This is a genomic window from Vibrio sp. TH_r3 (assembly GCF_033101115.1).
Taxonomy (GTDB): Bacteria; Pseudomonadota; Gammaproteobacteria; order Enterobacterales; family Vibrionaceae; genus Vibrio.
In genome coordinates, this window is the sequence record NZ_JAWMPW010000003.1 from 108947 (window position 1) to 128507 (window position 19561).

The 19561-nt window shown below is 40.1% G+C and carries 20 protein-coding genes and 1 riboswitch; of the genes, 5 read left to right on the forward strand and 15 right to left on the reverse strand.

Features of this window, described 5'->3' with window-relative positions; all coding sequences use genetic code 11:
* Genes R3X26_RS04540 through pduA form a run of 15 tightly spaced genes read right to left on the reverse strand, consistent with a single transcriptional unit; the run spans position 1 to position 13346 of the window.
* The gene (locus tag R3X26_RS04540; RefSeq protein WP_317716023.1) at positions 1 to 1395 is read right to left on the reverse strand and encodes an SLBB domain-containing protein; all 1395 of its coding nucleotides are present in this window, start codon (positions 1393 to 1395) and stop codon (positions 1 to 3) included.
* Positions 1395 to 2513, reverse strand: coding sequence for a 1-propanol dehydrogenase PduQ (locus tag R3X26_RS04545; RefSeq protein ID WP_317716024.1), 1119 nt, complete (start codon positions 2511 to 2513; stop codon positions 1395 to 1397). The genes R3X26_RS04540 and R3X26_RS04545 overlap by 1 nt, the downstream gene beginning before the upstream one ends.
* 41 nt (positions 2514 to 2554) lie before the next feature.
* Positions 2555 to 3961, reverse strand: coding sequence for an aldehyde dehydrogenase family protein (locus R3X26_RS04550; protein ID WP_317716025.1), 1407 nt, complete (start codon positions 3959 to 3961; stop codon positions 2555 to 2557).
* A 3-nt stretch (positions 3962 to 3964) separates the two neighbouring features.
* Complete coding sequence (locus R3X26_RS04555; protein WP_317716026.1) at positions 3965 to 5026, reverse strand: cob(I)yrinic acid a,c-diamide adenosyltransferase; 1062 nt, start codon at positions 5024 to 5026, stop codon at positions 3965 to 3967.
* Positions 5027 to 5038: 12 nt separating this feature from the next.
* Positions 5039 to 5326 carry a EutN/CcmL family microcompartment protein gene (locus R3X26_RS04560; protein ID WP_317716027.1) on the reverse strand — a complete coding sequence of 96 codons (288 nt, stop codon included), beginning with the start codon at positions 5324 to 5326 and terminating at the stop codon, positions 5039 to 5041.
* A 6-nt stretch (positions 5327 to 5332) separates the two neighbouring features.
* The gene (gene pduM / locus R3X26_RS04565) at positions 5333 to 5881 is read right to left on the reverse strand and encodes a PduM family microcompartment protein (RefSeq protein ID WP_317716028.1); all 549 of its coding nucleotides are present in this window, start codon (positions 5879 to 5881) and stop codon (positions 5333 to 5335) included.
* 11 nt (positions 5882 to 5892) lie between these two features.
* Positions 5893 to 6525: a phosphate propanoyltransferase gene (locus R3X26_RS04570; RefSeq protein ID WP_317716029.1), complete on the reverse strand. Its 633-nt coding sequence runs from the start codon at positions 6523 to 6525 to the stop codon at positions 5893 to 5895.
* On the reverse strand, positions 6518 to 7090 hold the full coding sequence (locus R3X26_RS04575; protein WP_317716030.1) for a BMC domain-containing protein: 573 nt from the start codon (positions 7088 to 7090) through the stop codon (positions 6518 to 6520). The genes R3X26_RS04570 and R3X26_RS04575 overlap by 8 nt, the downstream gene beginning before the upstream one ends.
* Before the next feature lie 20 nt (positions 7091 to 7110).
* Positions 7111 to 7473 carry a glycerol dehydratase reactivase beta/small subunit family protein gene (locus R3X26_RS04580; protein ID WP_317716031.1) on the reverse strand — a complete coding sequence of 121 codons (363 nt, stop codon included), beginning with the start codon at positions 7471 to 7473 and terminating at the stop codon, positions 7111 to 7113.
* The gene (locus R3X26_RS04585) at positions 7466 to 9316 is read right to left on the reverse strand and encodes a diol dehydratase reactivase subunit alpha (RefSeq protein ID WP_317716032.1); all 1851 of its coding nucleotides are present in this window, start codon (positions 9314 to 9316) and stop codon (positions 7466 to 7468) included. Before R3X26_RS04585 ends, R3X26_RS04580 begins: the two co-directional genes overlap by 8 nt.
* A gap of 42 nt (positions 9317 to 9358) precedes the next feature.
* Positions 9359 to 9877, reverse strand: a complete 519-nt coding sequence (gene pduE / locus R3X26_RS04590) for a propanediol dehydratase small subunit PduE (RefSeq protein WP_317716033.1) — start codon at positions 9875 to 9877, stop codon at positions 9359 to 9361.
* Between the two features lie 13 nt (positions 9878 to 9890).
* A complete protein-coding gene (locus tag R3X26_RS04595) occupies positions 9891 to 10562 on the reverse strand; it encodes a propanediol/glycerol family dehydratase medium subunit (protein WP_317716034.1) in 672 nt (223 codons plus the stop codon).
* Between the two features lie 11 nt (positions 10563 to 10573).
* Positions 10574 to 12238 carry a propanediol/glycerol family dehydratase large subunit gene (locus tag R3X26_RS04600; RefSeq protein ID WP_317716035.1) on the reverse strand — a complete coding sequence of 555 codons (1665 nt, stop codon included), beginning with the start codon at positions 12236 to 12238 and terminating at the stop codon, positions 10574 to 10576.
* Positions 12239 to 12258: 20 nt separating this feature from the next.
* Positions 12259 to 13068 carry a propanediol utilization microcompartment protein PduB gene (gene pduB / locus R3X26_RS04605; protein WP_317716204.1) on the reverse strand — a complete coding sequence of 270 codons (810 nt, stop codon included), beginning with the start codon at positions 13066 to 13068 and terminating at the stop codon, positions 12259 to 12261.
* Positions 13065 to 13346 (reverse strand): propanediol utilization microcompartment protein PduA, encoded by a 282-nt coding sequence (gene pduA / locus R3X26_RS04610; protein ID WP_317716036.1) that lies wholly within the window; start codon positions 13344 to 13346, stop codon positions 13065 to 13067. The genes pduB and pduA overlap by 4 nt, the downstream gene beginning before the upstream one ends.
* Before the next feature lie 682 nt (positions 13347 to 14028).
* Between pduA and R3X26_RS04615 the strand changes: the two genes are divergently transcribed.
* From R3X26_RS04615 to R3X26_RS04635, 5 genes are all read left to right on the forward strand, one after another.
* On the forward strand, positions 14029 to 14811 hold the full coding sequence (locus tag R3X26_RS04615; protein ID WP_317716037.1) for an MIP/aquaporin family protein: 783 nt from the start codon (positions 14029 to 14031) through the stop codon (positions 14809 to 14811).
* A gap of 151 nt (positions 14812 to 14962) precedes the next feature.
* On the forward strand, positions 14963 to 15874 hold the full coding sequence (locus R3X26_RS04620; RefSeq protein WP_317716038.1) for a PocR ligand-binding domain-containing protein: 912 nt from the start codon (positions 14963 to 14965) through the stop codon (positions 15872 to 15874).
* Positions 15875 to 15977: 103 nt separating this feature from the next.
* Positions 15978 to 16763: a hypothetical protein gene (locus R3X26_RS04625; protein WP_317716039.1), complete on the forward strand. Its 786-nt coding sequence runs from the start codon at positions 15978 to 15980 to the stop codon at positions 16761 to 16763.
* 139 nt (positions 16764 to 16902) lie between these two features.
* Positions 16903 to 18051: a lactaldehyde reductase gene (gene fucO, locus R3X26_RS04630; protein ID WP_317716040.1), complete on the forward strand. Its 1149-nt coding sequence runs from the start codon at positions 16903 to 16905 to the stop codon at positions 18049 to 18051.
* 170 nt (positions 18052 to 18221) lie between these two features.
* Positions 18222 to 18412: riboswitch (cobalamin riboswitch) on the forward strand.
* Between the two features lie 120 nt (positions 18413 to 18532).
* The gene (locus R3X26_RS04635; protein WP_317716041.1) at positions 18533 to 19561 is read left to right on the forward strand and encodes a sirohydrochlorin cobaltochelatase; all 1029 of its coding nucleotides are present in this window, start codon (positions 18533 to 18535) and stop codon (positions 19559 to 19561) included.

A 19561-nucleotide genomic window follows, 5' to 3' on the forward strand; every position in this document is an offset into this window, starting at 1 on the left:
TTACTCCCTTGTTATTGTTATATCGGAATCAGAAATCTGGCTAACTACACCAGTAATGCTAGAGTGAATAGACACACCCAATGCGTCATTATCTGCAGTTGCGATGCACTGTTCTGCTTGTACGTGTTCGCCTACAGTGACGATAGGATTGGAAGGCTTTCCTATGTGTTGCTGCAAAGGAATGGTGACCTTGTCTGGCGACCAGTTGAGTGATTGTATTGGTGCATCTTTATTAAATTCTTCTAAATTAAGCCGAGCGACCAGACGTTTTGTTGGTAACATGCGATAAGTCATCATCGGGTCTACCTCGCGGAGTTCTCCTTCATATTTAGCGCCTTGCTGCCTAAATTGTTTTTTAAGCATTTGGTTTACTCGCATAGGTGAAATTTCAACCGGGCATGCGTAAGCTTCACATATTCCGCATTCGGAACAGGTTAACGCGGAAAGTAAAATAGAGGGCTTACTGACTTTTTCATAGCAGACTGCTTTAACTATTTCACTTGGTGACAATTCATGACCGATAAGATGTCTTGGGCAGAGCTCGGTACACATTTTACATTGCTCACAAACATTACGCGCCATGGCCATAATTGATTGTAGAGTTTGTTGTTGACGCTTAATGATTAAGTGAGTGCTGGGAAGAACAAGTAATCCGCCAGTGGTTTTTGTTACTGGTTTATTGAGATCATCTGTGATTTTTCCCATCATAGGACCACCAACAATAAAGGCTGGATTTGGTATGGTTACGCCTCCGGCCAATTGCAAAGCTTCTGCCAAGGTGATACCTATCGGTGCAGTAAAAGTAATCGGATTAGCAACGGCACCATTGACGGTTAAGGTACGCTTAGTGACGGGTTTATTGTGCTCTAATGTATCGGCTAGCTGGATTAAAGTTTGTACATTATTAACCAATACTCCAATGCTAATAGGTAAGTCACCGGCTGCAACTTGTCTACCAGTAGCGAGCCAAATAGTAATCACCTCATCACCAGCAGGATAGATGTCTGGTAAAACATGGATGCGAATATTATCCGGTAACAATGGCGTCAGAGCTGACATGGCCTGTTGATATTTTTCTTTTAAAGCGATGATGCCTTCTTTAGCCCCAGTCAATGCCATTCCATATTGCAATCCGCGTATAAGCTTGCTGGCTTCTTGGACCATTAATTGTTGATCAACTTTAAGCATGGGCTCGCATTCAGCAGCATTAACCAGGAATATTTCTGCTTTTGCTTGTAATTTGACGTAAGTAGGAAAACCAGCACCACCTGCTCCAACGATACCTGCGTCACGTACATTTTGGAGCATGGTTTGTTGATCAGCCTTGTGCAAAGTGCTTGATACAATAACGTGATTTGATGCCTTAACGTCTGTAGGCGAATGTAATGTTTCCATTATAGAATTGCCTCTAATATTTTTTTGATGTCGTTATCTGTTGTTGGGCATGGGTTGGTTTCAATCGTACTGTCAGCAAAGGTTGCTTTAATTATTGCTGCTTGTTTCTCTCTCATCATTTTGTCGTTAATGCCCATTTTTCGTAACGACGTTTTGATATGTAGTTTCACCATTAACTGTTTGATTTGATAAATTAGTTGATTGACTGCGGCCATATCGTTAATTGATTTCGGGCAGAGTTGGCAGAGTTTGGCAACTCTGGCATAACGTTTTCTGGCACGAATGTTTTTGGCGTTGTGTCGAATGACGTGAGGAAGCAAAATGGCATTAGCATGACCATGTGCTATGTGAAACTGACCACCTAATTGATGTGCAATAGCATGGTTTAACCCTAAGCCAGCTTGACTAAAAGCCATGCCTGCCATGCTAGATGCGTTGTGTACCTTTGTTCGTGTGGGTATACAAGAACCGTTAGTATATGCAGTAGGAAGATATTGAAAAATATTGTAGATGGCTTTTTCTGCTAGTGCGTCTGCAAAGTCGTTTGCCTCTAATGATACGTAGGCTTCTAGGGCGTGAGTTAATACATCCATGCCAGTGTTTGCTGTTATATCATCGGGTACGCTAACGATTAATTCGGGATCTAAAATAGCAATGTCAGGAAAAATACTGGGGTGAAAAAGCGGGTATTTGATACCTTTTTCTTTGTCACTGATAACAGTAGCAGAGGTGACTTCTGACCCAGTACCGCTGGTTGTAGGTATTGCGATACAACATTCAAGAGGTAAATGGTGGTTTTGTTCAACAAAAAATCGTATTGCTTTGGCGGCGTCTATGGCCGAGCCGCCACCAAAACCGATGATGATATTTGGTTGTACTTGTTGTAAGTCAGCAATCCCTTTTACAATAGTGGTAATGTCGGGATCTGAGCTAATATCAGAATAAACGAATAACTCGTTATCGTTATCTAGCATTGACTTTAGTCGAGTGAACAGCGGACTGGTTGCTAAAAAGCCATCACAAACAATCCATATTTTTTTGTGAGTGAAGCGTTGCAAGTATTCAAGACTTGCAACACCGCTATATACTCTGGTTTTAACCGAAAATTTCTTCATCATCCCTTCTCAACGTTGTTAGTAATGACAACGCTTTTTAGTAATTAACGGATTGAAAATCCATTTTGCAATACGCAACGACGCGAACGCGCAAACGATTTTGCCGATGTGGTTCCTTCGCCTGTTGGGGTCGCAATTGTGAAGGTGGTAAAGCTTTCTGCTCCTACACCAATACCACTGTAAGATGGTCCATTTTTAACAAAAATAGAGGTTTGCATTATTTGTGCGGCTTTGTTTAAGCGAGAGACATTCTGCGAATGCATAATCGCAGTATGATGTAAGCCATTTTCTACCGTTAAAGAGAGTTCGAGTCCTTGGTCAAAGTCTTTGACTCTTACAATTGGGATAACAGGCATAAGCTGTTCTTCTATAACAAATAAATCATCTTTTTCTGTTTCTAATATAATCAGCTTCGGTTCTTTTTCTGGGCAATCTATCCCAGCAGCGGCCAAAATAGTCGCGGGGCTTCTACCGACTAAATCTTTGTTTACTGCTCCGTTTAGAAAGCAAATATTACGCAAGCTTTCAATTTCACTAGCTTTAGATATTAAATGGGCATCAAACGATTGCATTTGTTGAATTAACTGATCAGCGACTTGATCAACGACAATAACTGATTTTTCGGCAATACAAGGGACGTTATGGTCTAACGATGCACCGGCAATAATACTTTTTGCTGCATGAATGATTTCTGCTGTTTCATCAACTAAGCAAGGCGGATTTCCTGCTCCTGCACCAATTACTTTTTTGCCGGTTTTCATTGCAGATTCAACTATGGCAGGTCCACCGGTCACGGCTAATAAAGCGACACCTGGATGATTCATCATCTCTTTAGTTGCTTTGAAACTAGGTTGTTTAATAGTGACGATTAAGTTTCTAATTCCACTGGCTTTAAATGCAATTTCTTCCATTTTACTGATCAGCCATAATGAGACGATTTTGGCTCCCGGGTGAGGAGAAAAATAGACACTATTACCCGCGGCAATCATACTAATGGAATTGTTGATGATGGTTTCCGTTGGGTTGGTACTTGGTGTAATTGAACCTATCACTCCATACGGAGAGTATTCGTATAACACCATTCCATCATCACCGGTCAAGGCTTGAGTGGTTAGATCTTCTATACCGGGCGTGTTTTCAAGCGCGGCTTGATTTTTTAGAATTTTGTCTTCTGTGTTACCCATCCCTGATTCCGCAACCGCATCGGCCGATAACTTGGCAATGATAGGTGCAATTTCTTTGCGAATAGCGGTAATAATTGCACTTCGAGTTTTTAATGGGCTTTGGTGGAATCTTTTAAATGCTTTTGTCGCGGCCATTATCGCTGTGTCGACATCGTCAAACAGTGCATACGATTCTGAGGATGAACTTTCGACATGGCTTGCCGTGGTGGCAGCCAGTTTTTCAGTTAAAATATTGCGTACTATGGTCTCTAATTCAGTGTTGTCCATTTTTTAGTTTTCCTCTAAATCTAAATTTTTAATAGCGGCTAATGCAATGTCCACATCTTCAGCCACTGTCCCGCCACTAATACCAATGGCTCCAAGTAATTCCTTGCCGCTGTACAAAGGAATGCCACCTCCAAATGTGATGATTTTCCCATCACACATACTTTCTAATTGGTAAAGATCGCTTCCCGGTTGAACTAATTCTGATAATTGATGGGTTGCGGTTTTTAGAGCGACAGATGTATAGGCTTTTTTCGGTGCCAATTCAGTGCTCACTAACAACGCATCGGGCATACGGTAGGTCATAATTAAATGACCATTATTATCGACTACAGAAATGACAACAGGTATCGCGAGTTTCATTGCTGCATCAACGGCTTGTTTCATCATTTGATGCACGTGGGCAAAGTTGAGTTTCATGGTTGGAGGCATAATTGGTTCCTCACTCCGCTGTTGTTGATCTTGAGTTTGTGCGCTGCTGGTAGCTTGTGTTGATAACGTCGTTGCTTCTAGGTAGTGGTTTACAATTTTGTTGATCATTTTTTTATTAACGTCGAGCTGATCTTCATGGCGAGCTAAGGCATAAAGAAAATCCGAAAGGCGATTAATATATTTGAGTACAACAGGGCGTACCGTTTGCAATTGAGCAAGAGAAACCAGACGTCTTTCTGCTCGTCTAGCAATGGTCCGAGCATAATGGAGCCTACTGCCAGATTCAGAACTACCAGGTAATATAAAACTACGTACTGGAGGTAGAGCTGACATACAACGATCTATCGCTTTTTCCATTTGCTCAATATCGCTATCTTCGACTATTTTTTGATCGGTTTTGATAGCGTTCTCTTTTGCTGTGGCAATCTCGGCACCTAAATAGAACAGTTGATGCTGAATTGACTCTAGCAAGGCGATATTGTCACTATCTTGCACCGTCTTGCTGGCTAAACTAATACAAGAGTTTAATTCATCGATGGTCCCGTAAGTTTCGACTTGCTCATCCGATTTATTGACTCTTACACCACCAACAAGTGATGTTGAACCTGCATCGCCTTTTTTTGTATAAATGCTCATTACAACTTACCTTTATTGCTCATCTTGATAGCTAACCGAATCGACAATGCCAATAATGGCAAGATCGACGGCTTCTGAACCGTTGTCTTGAATAAGTCTTGCTGATGACCCGCGAGTGACAAAAACCAGTTCACCTTCTCCAGCGCCAACACAATCTGCGGCTATTTCATCTGACCATTCCGGATTGGATAGTTTCGTTTCATTTCCATTAATACGGCGTACAATCAGCAATTTTCTGCCGATCAACGATGGCGTTTTTTGGGTTGAAACAATTGAACCAACGACTTTTGCTAATTGCATGAGTAGTTACCTCACTTTAATCAAGTGAATGTTTTTCTGAATAAGAATATCTTTGGCGAGTTGCGTCACTAGTATGTTGTGAGGAGCAACCAGCCATTTACCAGAAAATGTGATGACCTGTTGGTAACTAATTATCGAGCCTGTTTCTAAGCCGATGGGGTTACCAAGTTGGTCGTATAAATGAACCGGTAAAACCGACAGTTTCTCTAGTGGCAGGGAAGAGAGCAATTGCTGATGAAGACTGATTTTTAGCGTTAAGCCATAAGAAAGAGCTTCATACACGCTTTTGACTGCTACATTGTTTTCTCCACTATGCCCATCGGCTAACTGTTGAATAAACAGCATGTCAGGAAGCGCAATAAATAGTGTGCCGTATTGAGTATAAACAGAAGTTGGTAACCCTTGAGCTAGTTGATGTGTATCCGTTTTGTAGGTACTTGAACCGCGTTGTGTTAATACGGTAATGACGGCATCAACGATTTTCTCGATGTCAAAATTATTGATATCAAAAGTGCTCATAGTTACAGGGTTAATATCGAGCTCACTACTGGCCACTTACTTCACCTCTATTCTTTTATTAGGACAGCAAACGCTTCACTGTTACCAAGATCTGCTGCATTAGCTTCATCTGTATCAATATGCATTTCTAGTGTGAGTTCTGGATCAACACGTATTGCTACATCATCGAAAATAGCTTTTCGTAATGTGCCTTGAATCGCAATTTTCACAGAATCACCATTTGAAACACCATAAATCAGCGCATCTACTGGCGACATATGGATATGACGCAGGGCGATAATGGTGCCTTGTTGTAGCGTTACTTCACCGAATGGGCTCACAAGCCGCACGCCAGGGGTGTCATTGAGTCGACCAGATAAACGAAGCGGGGCTTTTACGCCAATACTTCTTGCATCGGTGGCCGAAAGTTCAACTTGTGTTGCACTGCGTAAAGGGCCTAAAACTCGTACGCGTTCGATACAGCCCTTAGGACCACATACAGTTAATGTTTCTTCTGCCGCATACTGACCTGGTTGAAGTAAGGTTTTTTTTACGGTTAAATCGTTACCTGGAAAGAGTTGGTTGAAATCTTCTTTACAAAGATGAATATGCCTATTAGACACACCAACGGGAATAGGTCGATGACGCAACTGTTCGAAGACATTATCAACTGCGTTGCGAATAACATTTTCGTTAATCATTTTTCTTACCCTTATTTATGCAATTGCCATGCGGTTCTCCTTTTATTCTTGGGCAGGCTAGGTCTTGGCAAAGATTGCATGTAGGTTCTAACGGTTGGTTGTGCTCTTGTTCATCGCTGGCTAGATCTTGATTAGAGATATCCTCCATAGATGTTTCTGCCGATAATTGATTCTGTTGTGTATCGTCATCTATATCAGCATTATCAATAACATCAGCAGGTTGGTTGGTTGTTGCTTCAACTTGTGGCTCAACATTCTCAATAGGAAGCGCTGATACTTTCGGTTGTTTTACCGTTGTATTTATCGCATTGAGCAATTGTTGATCTGGACGTGATATAACTTTATGGGAAACTAAACCACTGTGTTTTTCGGCTAATGAAGCACCTGTAGAGATTGCCGATTGAACAGCAGAAACGTCCCCTGTGATTTTTATCATCATCCAACCGCCACCATTGGTTTTTTCTATTTCAACAATATTGACGGCGGCGCATTTAGCCATAGAATCAGCAGTGTTAATTGCTAAAGCTAGTCCTTTTACTTCTAATAAACCAAGAGATGTCTTCACCGTGGTGTTCTCCTTACTGCTCATTCACTTATTTTAAATGGGATACCTTTGACCAAACGTGCTGCGTTGCTACCTAGGTTTCTGAGTTGTTCTGGTTTGGTAGTCGCGTTCGAGTTTGTTCTGAATAAAGGTTGTTGTTGTTGCAAATTTTTGTAATGAATTACTATTTCGTTATTGGAACAGGCGATTCCTACAGCTAGTGCCGATTGATGAGCGGCCTCATACGCGTTTTCTTCGATGGAATACTCACTATTAGCTTGCTTAATTTGAAACGGAATACCTTCTTCCTCAATACCCCAAAGGACTTGATTCCATTGGTTATCGATCTTGCCTTGTTCTGTCATGATCAAAATACTGGGTTTATGCTCGCTGAAGTTAATCATTGTTTTTCTCCTTTGACATGGAGAGGATTAAGCCTGTTGCGACGGCGTTTCTCGGTCCTTCACAGCCACGAACATTTCCTTGACCAGCAACAAGGTTGTAATGAGCAAGTGCATCGGTGACCAATTGTGGTATTTCGAAATCTAAAGAAGAGCCTCCGACCAAGACGACAAAAGGAATATCACGGATATTGCCTGTTGGGCTGACCGTTTTCAGTGCGCGTAAAGAGTTGGTTACAAAAACTCGTGATTTGGCGTTTTGTCGAATGTTGCGAACTTTTTCCAATGTAAGTTCACCGTCAAGTGGGATAAAGCCATCTTCTTTCACTACGACAACGCGAGCAAACACATCGGATGAAAGTGGTTTATCAAAAAATTGTACGGTGTTATCTTCATGACGAATATGAAATAAACTTTCAACTTTCGCGAGTGGGTAGCGTTTAATGTCTTCGGCTAAATAATGATCTTGTAAGCCCAATTCCGCTGCGATAATCATGGTGACCATTTGTCCTGCACCAGCGAGGTGAATTGCGACAATATCTTCCTTACTATTGATGATAGAAGCATCGGTTGAGCCTGCTCCTAAATCTAAAATAGCCATTGGTTTATCTGTACCTGGAGTGGTGAGTGCGCCTAAAATAGCCGCTTCCGCTTCAGCACCTCCTATCTGTACATCAATACCTAACGTATGGCGAATATCTTCTGCAATTCGTGCCATTTGTAAGTGGTCAGATTTCACCATGGACGCGATGCCAACAGCGTGCTCAAGAGCAAATTCACCTGCAAGCCCGCCTTGCACGTTTACCGGTACTAAGGTATCTACTGCGAGCAAATCTTGGATAAATATTTCATCACAAGGTTTATTGGTTAACTCCGCCATGGTCTGCCGAACATTTTCTATCATCCCGCCAATATTGGTTCCGGTCTCGCCAGTGGCATTGCTGAGTTGACCAATCGAAGAGACTGCATCCATAACTGCTTCGCTGCCACGGGCAATATCAACTTCTAGGGTTTGGTTTTTGCTGAATAACGACAATTTACCGGCAGGAATGACTCTTGCCTTAACATCACCTTCTGGCGTTTTAACCACAACAGCGGAACGAGTGCCAATTAATGCACGAGCCACTGGTACAATACTTTTAGTTTCGTCGGCAGTGAGTTCAAACATAGTCGCAATACCATATGGATTAGATAGGGTACTGATGACTTTGCCTTGTTCGGCGACTTCTATTGCGGCTTGCATACCTAGTGGAATTTTGTCGACAAAGGCAACCTCATCCACAATAGGTATGATTTTGTTGAGACGATTGTTAACTAGAACGCCATCGTCTTTTTGTAATATCGCGCCAGTAATGTTATACCCTGCATATTGCGCCGCGTTGATCATGGCTGCCGCATCTGCGAAATCGATCTCTTTAGGGACGACAACGATATAGGATTTCGAATTATCAAGTGTTAATAAATCATTAAAAGAAATGGTGACACCAACACCAATCCCAAGACCGCCTGGAGTCTTGGGATTATGACCAATCATGGTTGATTCGGTGATAATAGTCTCTGTTATCATCTCCATTGCAACATCACCGATCACAGGTGTGGCCTCATTAATTCGGATAAGATCAAGCTCTTTTAGAGAAATACCAGCCTTTGCCACTAAAAGATCTAGTGCTTTGTATATTCCTACTAAGTTTTGTTTGGTGCCTTTAATTCCAGTCGTATCTGTAATAGCACTGGCGATAAAATGCACATCAGTTGCATTATTCGGCTGAGCTAAAGTAATATTTGACTGAGCTAAAGTGACTTCAGTAGAAGAATTACCAATGTCTACGCCAACAATATAAGTCATAATCTTATCCATATCTTACGGTTGAATTGAGAGTGTTGTTGCTTAGTTATCACCTTGTAGTTTCTTTCTTTGTTGGTATAACTCAGCAGCTTCTCTAACGAACTCTGCACAAATAGTTGCTTGATATTTGCTATCTAATTCTTGAGCAATATCGAGTAACTCTTGTTTAGTAGAACGGTATGGTCTTAGCGCGTTGTAGATATCGAGTACTTTTTCGTCTGGTACTGCAGTTAATTCTGCGGCACGTTCGAAGTTAAGTGCTAAAAGTTCTCTACCTGCATCGCGTGCGATTTCAGCTTGAGTTCTTAGAACTTCAGGCGTGATACGCATGTCTTCATTGGTTACGCTACCGTTAAGTACGTTTTCTACCGTGATATCAGCAGCGGTTTTACCTGTTGGTGTTTTCACCCAATCAGGATGTACTGATGCTAAAGGGTAATCATTTACAGTCGCGGTTTTACTGCTAGTCGGTGCTGAGCTTGGAGCAGGCGCAGAACCTTGTTGACTATTCATTTTTTCCAGTACATCGCGAACCATAGATTCAATCGTTTCTGAGTTCATCTGTTCTTCCTTTTTAAATAACGACCGCTAGCTCAACCGCTTTTTTGCCAGTCACAACATGTTTGGTTTCTTTGATATGCAAGACGGCAGATTTTGCTTGGTACTTTGGTCTTGCCATCTGATCATTCAATGTTGGAACCGGTTGCGGGGTTTCCCCTTTAGCATATTTGGCGGCGTTTTTACCTATTTGACGATAGGTTTCTAACGTCAGCAAAGGTGCTTGCGGAAATAGCTCTAAGTTAGATAAAGGTGGTAAACCTTTTTGGTGTATCACCGTTGTTCCTTTAGATTGAATTCCGATACAAATACCAGAGCCACAAAGGTGCTCACCTTCCACTGCGACAAACGCAACATCAGAAGATTTGAAGCATCGAATAACTCGTGAACTTAACCCTTCTTCTTCAATTCCGGCAATCATTTCACGCAAGATGTTTTGATGTGGAACACCGATAATATTTTCGGTTTGAGATAGGCCAAATGCAGGACCGACCGCAATGACAACTTCATCACGTTTGGTGCTGATTTTGGCTTCACCTCGATCTTGCAAGAAACCTTCTGAGGTTGAAGTTGTAGCGTTGGTTACCGCTGTTTTCTTGAAAGAAACGGCTTGCGAATCTTGTTGTTGTTGCATGCTGCCGATAACATCTTCAATGATAGTTCGCAGCAATTTTTCGTTAATTTCCATAGTTAACCTCCTTAGCCGAGCTCGTTTGGATCAAGCGCATTTGGGATATTTTTAACTTGTTCCCAACGTTCGCCTTCAAGTCGATAACCCGATGCTGGACCCGCATAATCATTGAGATGATTGACTGCAGAACTCACTTCATTATCACCAACAATAATGGCTGATGTGTGCAAATAATCGCCGGAGATTTTAGCTTTTTGGATATTTAACATGTCTTTAGCAACATCTTCGAATCCACCTTCTACCAGCGCTTTTACCACTTCTAACCCGGTGCGATTTTGATCAATGATCTCTTGCGCCGCTTTAAGGTCTTCTACAATATTTCGTTCTGGCATGTCTTTAGAACCGTGAGCATACGTGGCAGCCGTTACTTCTTCATCGGTTATTGTTGGTAGCCCCATTCCTGCAAAAATAGCTTGCATTGCTCTAGCGGCTTTGTTACGTGTTGCCACGACTTCTTCTTCTAAAACAGGGTTTAACCCACCATCTACTTTTAGATCTCGTTGTAGAATGTTGTAGTCATCAAAATCTTCTGCATCTTCGTTGGAACCAGCAAACATGTTGTCGTAATTTGGTACGGCGGAATAACCAGAAGAGATGAAATCGGTTCCTGGTAAAAACTGCATCAACATACGAGCGGTTCGTCTCATATCTGAGTGAGTGAAGGTTTGGTCGTTACTTGATGCACATTCTAAATCTAAAGAAGAACAGATTAGGTTTTCTGCCAGTACAGCTCGAATGCCGGAAGGAACTGCAGATGGCACACCAATACAGCTTACCGAACCATTTTGTAGCCCTTGTACACCAGCAGCTTTAGTTATGTAGATACAACGAGCTTCTAGGTAGAGCATTGATTTACCTTCGGCATAGCCCATTTGAACTTCTGAGCCACTACCTGAAGTGAAGCGCATTTTTAAACCACGAGAAGCATAAGATGAAGCTAGGAACCCTTTAGACCATGGAGTATCATCACCATCGGTAAAGACTGGTTCAGTACCATAAACTGAAATGGTTTCGGCGTAGCAGGTGTGCCCTAACATACCAAGTTTCAGTTCGGTAGCTTCTTCTAGCGCACATTGAGTTAATACGCCAGGGCGACCAACTTGCGAACCTACTAATAAAGCGATGGCGTTGAATGGAGCATAACGAGCAACGGCAACGGTGGTTTCTTGTTCATCAAACCCGCGCAATGCGCCTTCTGCTGCGTCAGCCGCGATTTGTACTGGGTTGTCTTTAATATTGGTAACGTGTGCTTGTTGAGATGGTGTTTTTCTAGCGCGCATTTTCTGCATCGACATCATCATTTCGACTACGTTCATTTGTGACATAACATCAACAATTTTTGCTGGTGTCATAGCTGTCGTTAATGGCACGATATCTTTACGCGCTACATTTGGATCACACAGCATATTGGCGAGTTTGGCAGAATCCATCGCCATTACTTTCTCGGCGTTATCCAGATTAATACCATAGCGGGCAATAAAATGATCAATTAGGTCAAAATCGGCTTTTGGTTTGCTATCGAGTTCGACAACTTCACCATTGACAATTTTAATGGAAGGTACAGGATCGTTAGGGCTATCCATAGCGATAAACCCTTCTTCGACCCACTCTTTTACAAAGCCGTCCTGATTAACAGGGCGTTTTGCCAATGCTTCAAATCGTTTTGATTTCATGGATCAACCTCTGTTTAGCATTAGATATAAGAAGGACGGTCATTTGTTGGTTCGTCACCCATTGTTCCTAATAGGGTTTTACCAACTTCACGTGCTGATATAACAGCTTGGCGCACAGCGCCTGAATCACCTGAAATAACTAAAATCGCTTCATTACTGAAGCTCGTTCCGTTGGCAGGTGTGCTGTAAGCAACGGTTTCTACGTTGGCAGATTTCACTGCGGTATCGGCCATTAAAACGCCAACAGCCGCAGGGGCACCAACAATAATTCCACACGCTTTACCTAGAGGTGTACCAAATGCTTTCTCTAATGCGTAACTTGCACGTGCGCTATATTGCAACTCGATATGACCAGCGTCATTGGCGTAAACATCGCCAAAAGTACGGTCTAGTTCCTTAAGTGCAACTTCAACGGCACGTCTAACGTCCGATACATCGTCGCCACCAAATATAATTAATGAACCATGTCCCGCTCCACCTTTGGTATCGCGTGGAAGTTCAATCGTTACTACTTCTGTATTGGTGCTTTTTACTGCTTCATCTGCCGCCATAATATGCGGGCCAGCACCAGTACGTGCGCCTAAAATACCTATAGAACGGTATTTTTTTTCCAATTTCATTGCATCTAACACTTCAGTGTCGACATTGGCAATAACTACACCAATAGTGTCACCGATAGCGGTACCAACGAATTCTGTCAATCCACAGGTTTTTTCAGCCATTTTGCTGCCTCGTTCAATATTTTGTTGATCGGGAGTTTGATTTGTTTGATCTAGTACTTTCGCCATAACCTGAGTCATGACTTCATCGACCAGGTTGTCGTTCATTATTCAAGTCCCTTTGGAAGAATTTTTTCAACGTCCGTATGAGGACGAGGAATAACGTGTGTTGCGACGATTTCGCCAACGTTAGCAGCAGCAGAAGAGCCAGCGTCAGTTGCTGCTTTTACTGCCCCCACATCGCCACGAACGATGACGGTAACCAAACCTGAGCCAATTTTTTCATAACCGACTAGATTCACGTTTGCTGACTTAACCATAGTGTCAGCTGCTTCAATCGCCGCAGTTAACCCTTTAGTTTCAACCATACCTAATGCTTCTTGTTGCATAATTAGCCTCTACTTTTCGCTGTGTTTAATGGATGTGTATTGAGATATAAGTACGAGGATAAATCTATACTGAATCGGTGATAAAAAATTGTCTTTTTAAAATAAATATATGAATTTATCTTGGTGTGTTAATGGTAAAAAATTGCTGTTTAATCCTTAAACTGTATATTTGACAGTGTGTTAGAGTATTTAAAAAAAATGAATAAATAGTGAAAAAGTAATATTGATTTTCGAGACACAGGTATAAAAAATGCAATGTTATATGATCTGAGTAACATTTGGATAAAATACTAATGACAAATTATTACTATTTGTCATTAGTATTTTTTAAATTGTAATTATATGATTTTAATGTAAATTTATCATTATTTCGCACAATGGATAATAAAATATTATTATTTATTTTAGAGGTTTAGTGGGTAATTTCTATATTTTATGATGATTTTTTATCACTAATACTTTGGGTTTGTCGTTATTATGAATACAGAAATTTAGTTACGCATAGTATTGGTTAAGTATGTGTTTTTATTAGTATGAAATAGTTATTTATATAAAGTAGTGATCTTAATTTAAAGTTAAGTAGTGATCTGTGATAAAAATAAAAGTACATTTCGTTTTAATATAAAAACATATCATGACCACTATATTAAACAATATAAATTAAATTAAATAAGGGTTTGTCATGAAAGACTCATTGAAAGCACAGTGTATAGCAGAGTTTTTTGCTACAGGTTTGTTTTTATTTTTTGGGGCGTCCTGCTTGGCTGCAATTAAGGTTGCTGGAGCGTCATTTGGTTTGTGGGAAATCTGTATAGTGTGGGGGCTTGGTATCTCACTTGCGGTATATCTCTCTGCTGGGATTTCGGGTGCGCACTTAAATCCAGCGGTTACGGTTGGTTTGTGGTTGTTTGCTAATTTTGATAGGCGCAAAGTGGTACCTTACATTGTTGCTCAAACAGCGGGTGCGTTTTTTGGCGTTGCGGTTTGTTACTTTATTTATGCCGATCTGTTTGTCTTATACGAACAAACGCATTCAATGATACGTGGTAGTGAAGACAGTTTATATCTTGCTAGTATTTTTAGCACCTATAATAATCCGGATATTTCAATTTGGCGAGCCGCAGCAGTAGAAGTGATTATTACTGCAACCTTAATGGGGCTTATTCTAGCATTAACTGATGATGGTAATGGCGTGCCAAAAGGACCATTAGCACCATTACTTATTGGTATATTGGTTGCCGTTATTGGTGCTGCTACAGGGCCATTGACAGGATTTGCTATGAACCCAGCACGGGATTTTGGACCTAAATTATTTGCATTTTTCGCCGGATGGGGAGAAATCAGTTTTACAGGTTTAACTGAGATCCCTTACTTTATTGTACCGATTGTAGCGCCGCTTATAGGAGCATGTATTGGTGGAGCGGGTTATCGATTCTTTATCACAAAAAATTTAGTTCCAGCTTAAACAATAGATCTAATTTTTGAACTAAAACACGGTTTTACAATTAATGAAAGACAAGCAGTGCTTACTGTCACATATAGTAGCACTGCCCGTTGAAATTTTAGGTCTGTAGTGGTTATTTATTAGTCAAATCGTAATAAGGTAAATGATACAGATGAAATCAGATAGCTTTTTAGAATCACAGGGTATTAATAAAATACTGGAAGATTTTGCTAACGCAACTGGATTGGCTGTGGTTTTGGTCGATATAGAAGGTCGAGAGGTATCTGCTAGTTTCAATTTTACCGATTTTTGTTTGAAAATTCGTCAGAACCCAGACTTGCATGAACGCTGTAAAAGTAGTGATCGGTGTGGTGGTTTGGAAGCATCAAAAGAGAACAAACCGTGCGTTTACCGATGCCATGCTGGGTTGATTGATTTTTCTATTCCTTTGGAGATAAATGGCCACTTAGTCGGTTTTGTTCTATGTGGACAAGCTAGAGTGAAAAATGCCAATGATTTAGGTGATATTCAACCTGTCGATAAGAAATGGATGAGAAATGCGGAGTTAGTTGGTGATTATGAAAAAATTCCAGTGATAGATTACGCTAAGTTATTTTCTGCTGCTGATTTATTAAAAGTATTAGTGGATGACTCAGTTAAAAAACACATGGATTTTGTGGTTATCAACGATAATTACGACATTAAAAGTCTCTTTCATAGTCGCGATAGTCGGCACTCGTATGACGGAAAAATTAAAAAGGCAGTCAGGTATATTGAAACACATTATTTCGAAGAGATTAGGTTAGAAGAGGTCGCCGATCATGTTTTTTTAAGTCCGCACTATTTCAGCAAGTTATTTAAAAAAGAAATAGGGGTAGGATTTAATCATTATGTGAACCAGCAGAGGCTTCAAGGTGCGAAGAAAATGCTCCAATATAGTGATTGGTCTATTTCAAGAATTGCACATAATTTAGGTTATTCTTGCTCGAGTTACTTTTGTAAAGTATTTAGAAACTCGTATGGGATGACACCTCAAGATTTCAGAAATTCAATATCAGAAGAACATGAAAATAAAGTTAATTAATATATTTAAGTTTATCCATTATGCTGTCCTCTATAAAGGCAGAATCGTTATAGTTGTAATTTAGTTGTAATTGCAAGTTTTTAAAGTAGTTGAGGGGGGAAATATGTATGTTTTTTCTCGGATACTGCGAGAGTGGCAAATTTTTCTTTTATCTTTATCCATTTTTACTTATTTGCCCATCCACAGTCCTTTCCTGAAAAATAGTGTTGTTAATAATCCACATAAAAAAGCAGAATCTTATAAATATTGTTCTATGGTTGGCTTGTTGATCGGTTTTTTTTCCGCGATAACTTATCATTATTCAATACTGTTTTTTTCTAAACCTGTTGCAATTAGTTTGTCTATTTTTGTTAGTTTTATTCTGGCAAGAAAACCTAAATTGCATGTCTTCTTTGGTGCAAAGTTAAGCTCAAGTAGATTGAAAAAAAGTCAAGGTTCAAAAGAAAATTTTAGTTCAGTTAATGTATTTTTTTTCTTTATTGTTATCATGTTATTTGTTGTTAAATATATGGTTTTAATGCAAGTGACTAGTATTTATTCAGTTATAGTATTGTCTAGTTGTTTGAGTTATTCAACGGCATACAGTCTTATTTATACTGGTAATTGTATTAAAGAAAATAACAAAAAAGAAAAGTCGGGAATATTCGTTATAGATAGAAAAGATGATGTGATTTTTTTAATATTTATTACATTGTCAATATTATTGTTAAGCTTGGATTCTAAATTGAGCTTTTTTCTATTGTTAGCGACTTTTTTAATTAGAGTGGCTTTGTTTTCTTTGATTAGAACTCATTGTTTTATAAATAAAAAAATCTCTGTAGATGTCGTCAGAATGGCTGCTGAAGTATTATGCTATGTAATGGCATTTATTTCCTATATTGCTCACTAATACCTGTTGTTTTTATAAAAATAAATTGTCCACTTATAATAAAAAATTGTGTTCTACAGTTTTTTTATAGCGACGACTCAGTATTTATTTGATCTGTTTTTATAATGTTTGCAAATGATCGATTAAGTAAGGAATTTGTATGTCATTTGCGTTGAATTTACCAAAATTGAGTTTTTCTGGTGTTGGAGCGGTTGAAGATTCTGTTGCCGAACTCGATAAACAACCTGTTAAAAAAGCACTGATTGTTACCGATGCGAATTTAGTTCAATTAGGCTTGTTAGATAAACTATTTCAAGAGTTAAAGCGATATTCAATTGACTATGTTGTTTTTGACCAAGTCACACCAAATCCTACTGCGTCATTGGTAAGACGTGGTTTAAGTCAATATATAGAATCACAGTGTGACTGCTTTATTGCCGTTGGTGGCGGAAGCCCAGTGGATTGCGCCAAAGCTATTCGAGTTATGGCGTCAAATGAAGGCGATATTTGTGATTTCAATGGGGTAGGGATGGTAAAAAATCCAGGTGCCTTCTTTATCGCTATTAATACAACGGCAGGAACCGCTGCTGAAATGACTTCTAATTCCGTTATTACCGATGAAGATAATCAAGTCAAAATGGTTATCATTGATAGTAAACAAATTCCGGATATCGCGGTTAATGATCCGACGCTGATGGTCGATTTACCCTCCGGTGTAACCGCAGCAACAGGTATGGATGCACTAACTCATGCAGTTGAAGCTTATGTCACGCCTGGCTCTCATACTTTAACCAAGCCGACGGCTTTAGAAGCAATAAGATTAATCACCAAATGGTTACCGGTTGCTGTAGACGATGGCAAAAACCTATCAGCGCGAGATAACTTGGCGTGTGCTCAGTTTCTAGCGGGTATGGCCTTTAATAGCGCAGGACTGGGCCTAGTCCATGCTATGGCTCATCAGCCAGGAGCAACGCATAATTTACCTCATGGTGTCTGTAACGCAATACTGTTACCAGTCGTATGCAAGTTTAATGCGGAGCTTTGTCCTGAACCATTTCGTGCAGTGGCTGAGGTGATGGGTGGCGCTACGTTTGATCTAAATGATAAGCAAGCCGCTGATTTAGCGGTTGAGCTAATTTGTAAGTTATCTGAAAGAGTCGGTATCCCAAGTGGGTTTGCTGAATTAGGAATCACAGAGTCTGATCTAGCTGGTTGGATTGATAAAGCGATGCAAGATCCTTGTCTTCCTGGTAACCCAAGACAACCAAATGAAGCCGAAGTTTTAGCTCTTTATAAACAAGCGCTTTAATAGCGTTATCGTTTAATCGGCGTAGCAGAAAAAATGGCGTTATGCCGATTAAAAGCAACATCAACTATTTTAATTAACCGATCAATTGATTTATTTAATCACTTGATTTAACTAAGCAATCAATAACTGATTTATTGATTTTAAACAAAAATTTTTTTACAAAAACAGGCAATATCACTATTCCATTAGGTGAGAATAAAGTTCACTTTATTCTTTAAAAGGGAACCAAGTAGAAGCTTGGGCTGTACCCGCAACTGTGTTTGGCGAGCTAATAGCAATGAACCACTGGACTTTGTCTGGGAAGGAGCTGTTATGTGTTGACCCATAAGCCAGGATACCTGCCTAACGGGATAACAAGCATGCGAGCGGGTGTCTCGACGTTTATTCGTTATTTATACAATAACCAATTCTCTCTTCCTCCCTATCGCCATTTTTTATTCAACCAGCCTTTGGGTCGGTATAAAATTTTGGAAATAGAATTATGAAATGTTCAACCAACTTTCGCCATTTGATCAGGAAATTTTTGCTACTAGCCGTCGTGCCGTCAATAGTCAGCATGTCTTCAGTTGCGTCTGATGATAATGTTACTAATACCGCAGGAAACAAAATGAATACTCACAAATCAGCAATTGTATTGGCTGCTTTTGGAACCTCTTATGACAGTGCAGTTAATTCATTAATTGCGATAGAGAAGCATATTGAATCGGCCTATCCTAATACGCCCGTTCGCTTTGCTTTCACTTCTAATATTATTCGAAAGAAATGGCATGCACGTCAAAATGATGAAGAATATAAACGTGCTCACCCACAGGTACCAGAGCATTTTTATAGCGTTAAAAATGTATTGGGTACCTTGGCTGACCTGCAAAATGAAGGCTATAAAAATATTGTTGTCCAAACCACGCTTCTGTCTCATGGTGAAGAATTTATTGATTTAAAGGCGTATGTGGATGCATTGGCTTCGATTGAAACAATTAAAGAAAAATGGAAACCTTTTAACCATATCGCTATCGGTCGTCCTTTAATGGGTACTTGGGGACATCATTATGAATATCAGGCTGATCTTGATGTTCTTGCTAGTGCATTAGCCGACGATATTGCTTTAGCAGAAAAAAATGACTCTGCTTTAGTTTACATGGGACATGGTAACGAGCATTTATCTACCGGTTTGTATGCTGAATTAGAGCAGCGATTAAATACCATGTATCCACAAGTGAACAGTTATGTTGGCTTGGTAGAAGGTTTTCCTGGTTTCGATATGTTGTTGGAGAAAATACAAGCCGATCAGATTACCAATGTCACTATTAAACCACTAATGGTTGTTGCTGGTGATCATGCAACTAATGATATGGCAGGCGACGAAGATGACTCTTGGAAGGTCATGTTATCAACAAATAATATTAATGTGATTCCAGTTTTAGAAGGTTTGGGCAGCAAACAAACGATTCAAGCAATTTATTTACGTCACCTTCAAGATGCGGCAAAAGATGCCGGCATTGAATTGGAGTAA

Bases quoted from the DNA above. Each gene is read 5' to 3' on its own strand.
- R3X26_RS04555 (WP_317716026.1), bottom strand. From the start codon at position 5,026: ATGAGCATTTATACAAAAAAAGGCGATGCAGGTTCAACATCACTTGTT.
- R3X26_RS04635 (WP_317716041.1), top strand. From the start codon at position 18,533: ATGAAATGTTCAACCAACTTTCGCCATTTGATCAGGAAATTTTTGCTA.
- R3X26_RS04600 (WP_317716035.1), bottom strand. From the start codon at position 12,238: ATGAAATCAAAACGATTTGAAGCATTGGCAAAACGCCCTGTTAATCAG.
- R3X26_RS04570 (WP_317716029.1), bottom strand. From the start codon at position 6,525: ATGATTAACGAAAATGTTATTCGCAACGCAGTTGATAATGTCTTCGAA.
- R3X26_RS04550 (WP_317716025.1), bottom strand. From the start codon at position 3,961: ATGGACAACACTGAATTAGAGACCATAGTACGCAATATTTTAACTGAA.
- pduA (WP_317716036.1), bottom strand. From the start codon at position 13,346: ATGCAACAAGAAGCATTAGGTATGGTTGAAACTAAAGGGTTAACTGCG.
- R3X26_RS04620 (WP_317716038.1), top strand. From the start codon at position 14,963: ATGAAATCAGATAGCTTTTTAGAATCACAGGGTATTAATAAAATACTG.
- R3X26_RS04615 (WP_317716037.1), top strand. From the start codon at position 14,029: ATGAAAGACTCATTGAAAGCACAGTGTATAGCAGAGTTTTTTGCTACA.
- R3X26_RS04560 (WP_317716027.1), bottom strand. From the start codon at position 5,326: ATGCAATTAGCAAAAGTCGTTGGTTCAATTGTTTCAACCCAAAAAACG.
- R3X26_RS04540 (WP_317716023.1), bottom strand. From the start codon at position 1,395: ATGGAAACATTACATTCGCCTACAGACGTTAAGGCATCAAATCACGTT.
- R3X26_RS04625 (WP_317716039.1), top strand. From the start codon at position 15,978: ATGTATGTTTTTTCTCGGATACTGCGAGAGTGGCAAATTTTTCTTTTA.
- pduE (WP_317716033.1), bottom strand. From the start codon at position 9,877: ATGAACTCAGAAACGATTGAATCTATGGTTCGCGATGTACTGGAAAAA.
- R3X26_RS04545 (WP_317716024.1), bottom strand. From the start codon at position 2,513: ATGATGAAGAAATTTTCGGTTAAAACCAGAGTATATAGCGGTGTTGCA.
- R3X26_RS04595 (WP_317716034.1), bottom strand. From the start codon at position 10,562: ATGGAAATTAACGAAAAATTGCTGCGAACTATCATTGAAGATGTTATC.
- fucO (WP_317716040.1), top strand. From the start codon at position 16,903: ATGTCATTTGCGTTGAATTTACCAAAATTGAGTTTTTCTGGTGTTGGA.
- R3X26_RS04585 (WP_317716032.1), bottom strand. From the start codon at position 9,316: ATGACTTATATTGTTGGCGTAGACATTGGTAATTCTTCTACTGAAGTC.
- R3X26_RS04580 (WP_317716031.1), bottom strand. From the start codon at position 7,473: ATGATTAACTTCAGCGAGCATAAACCCAGTATTTTGATCATGACAGAA.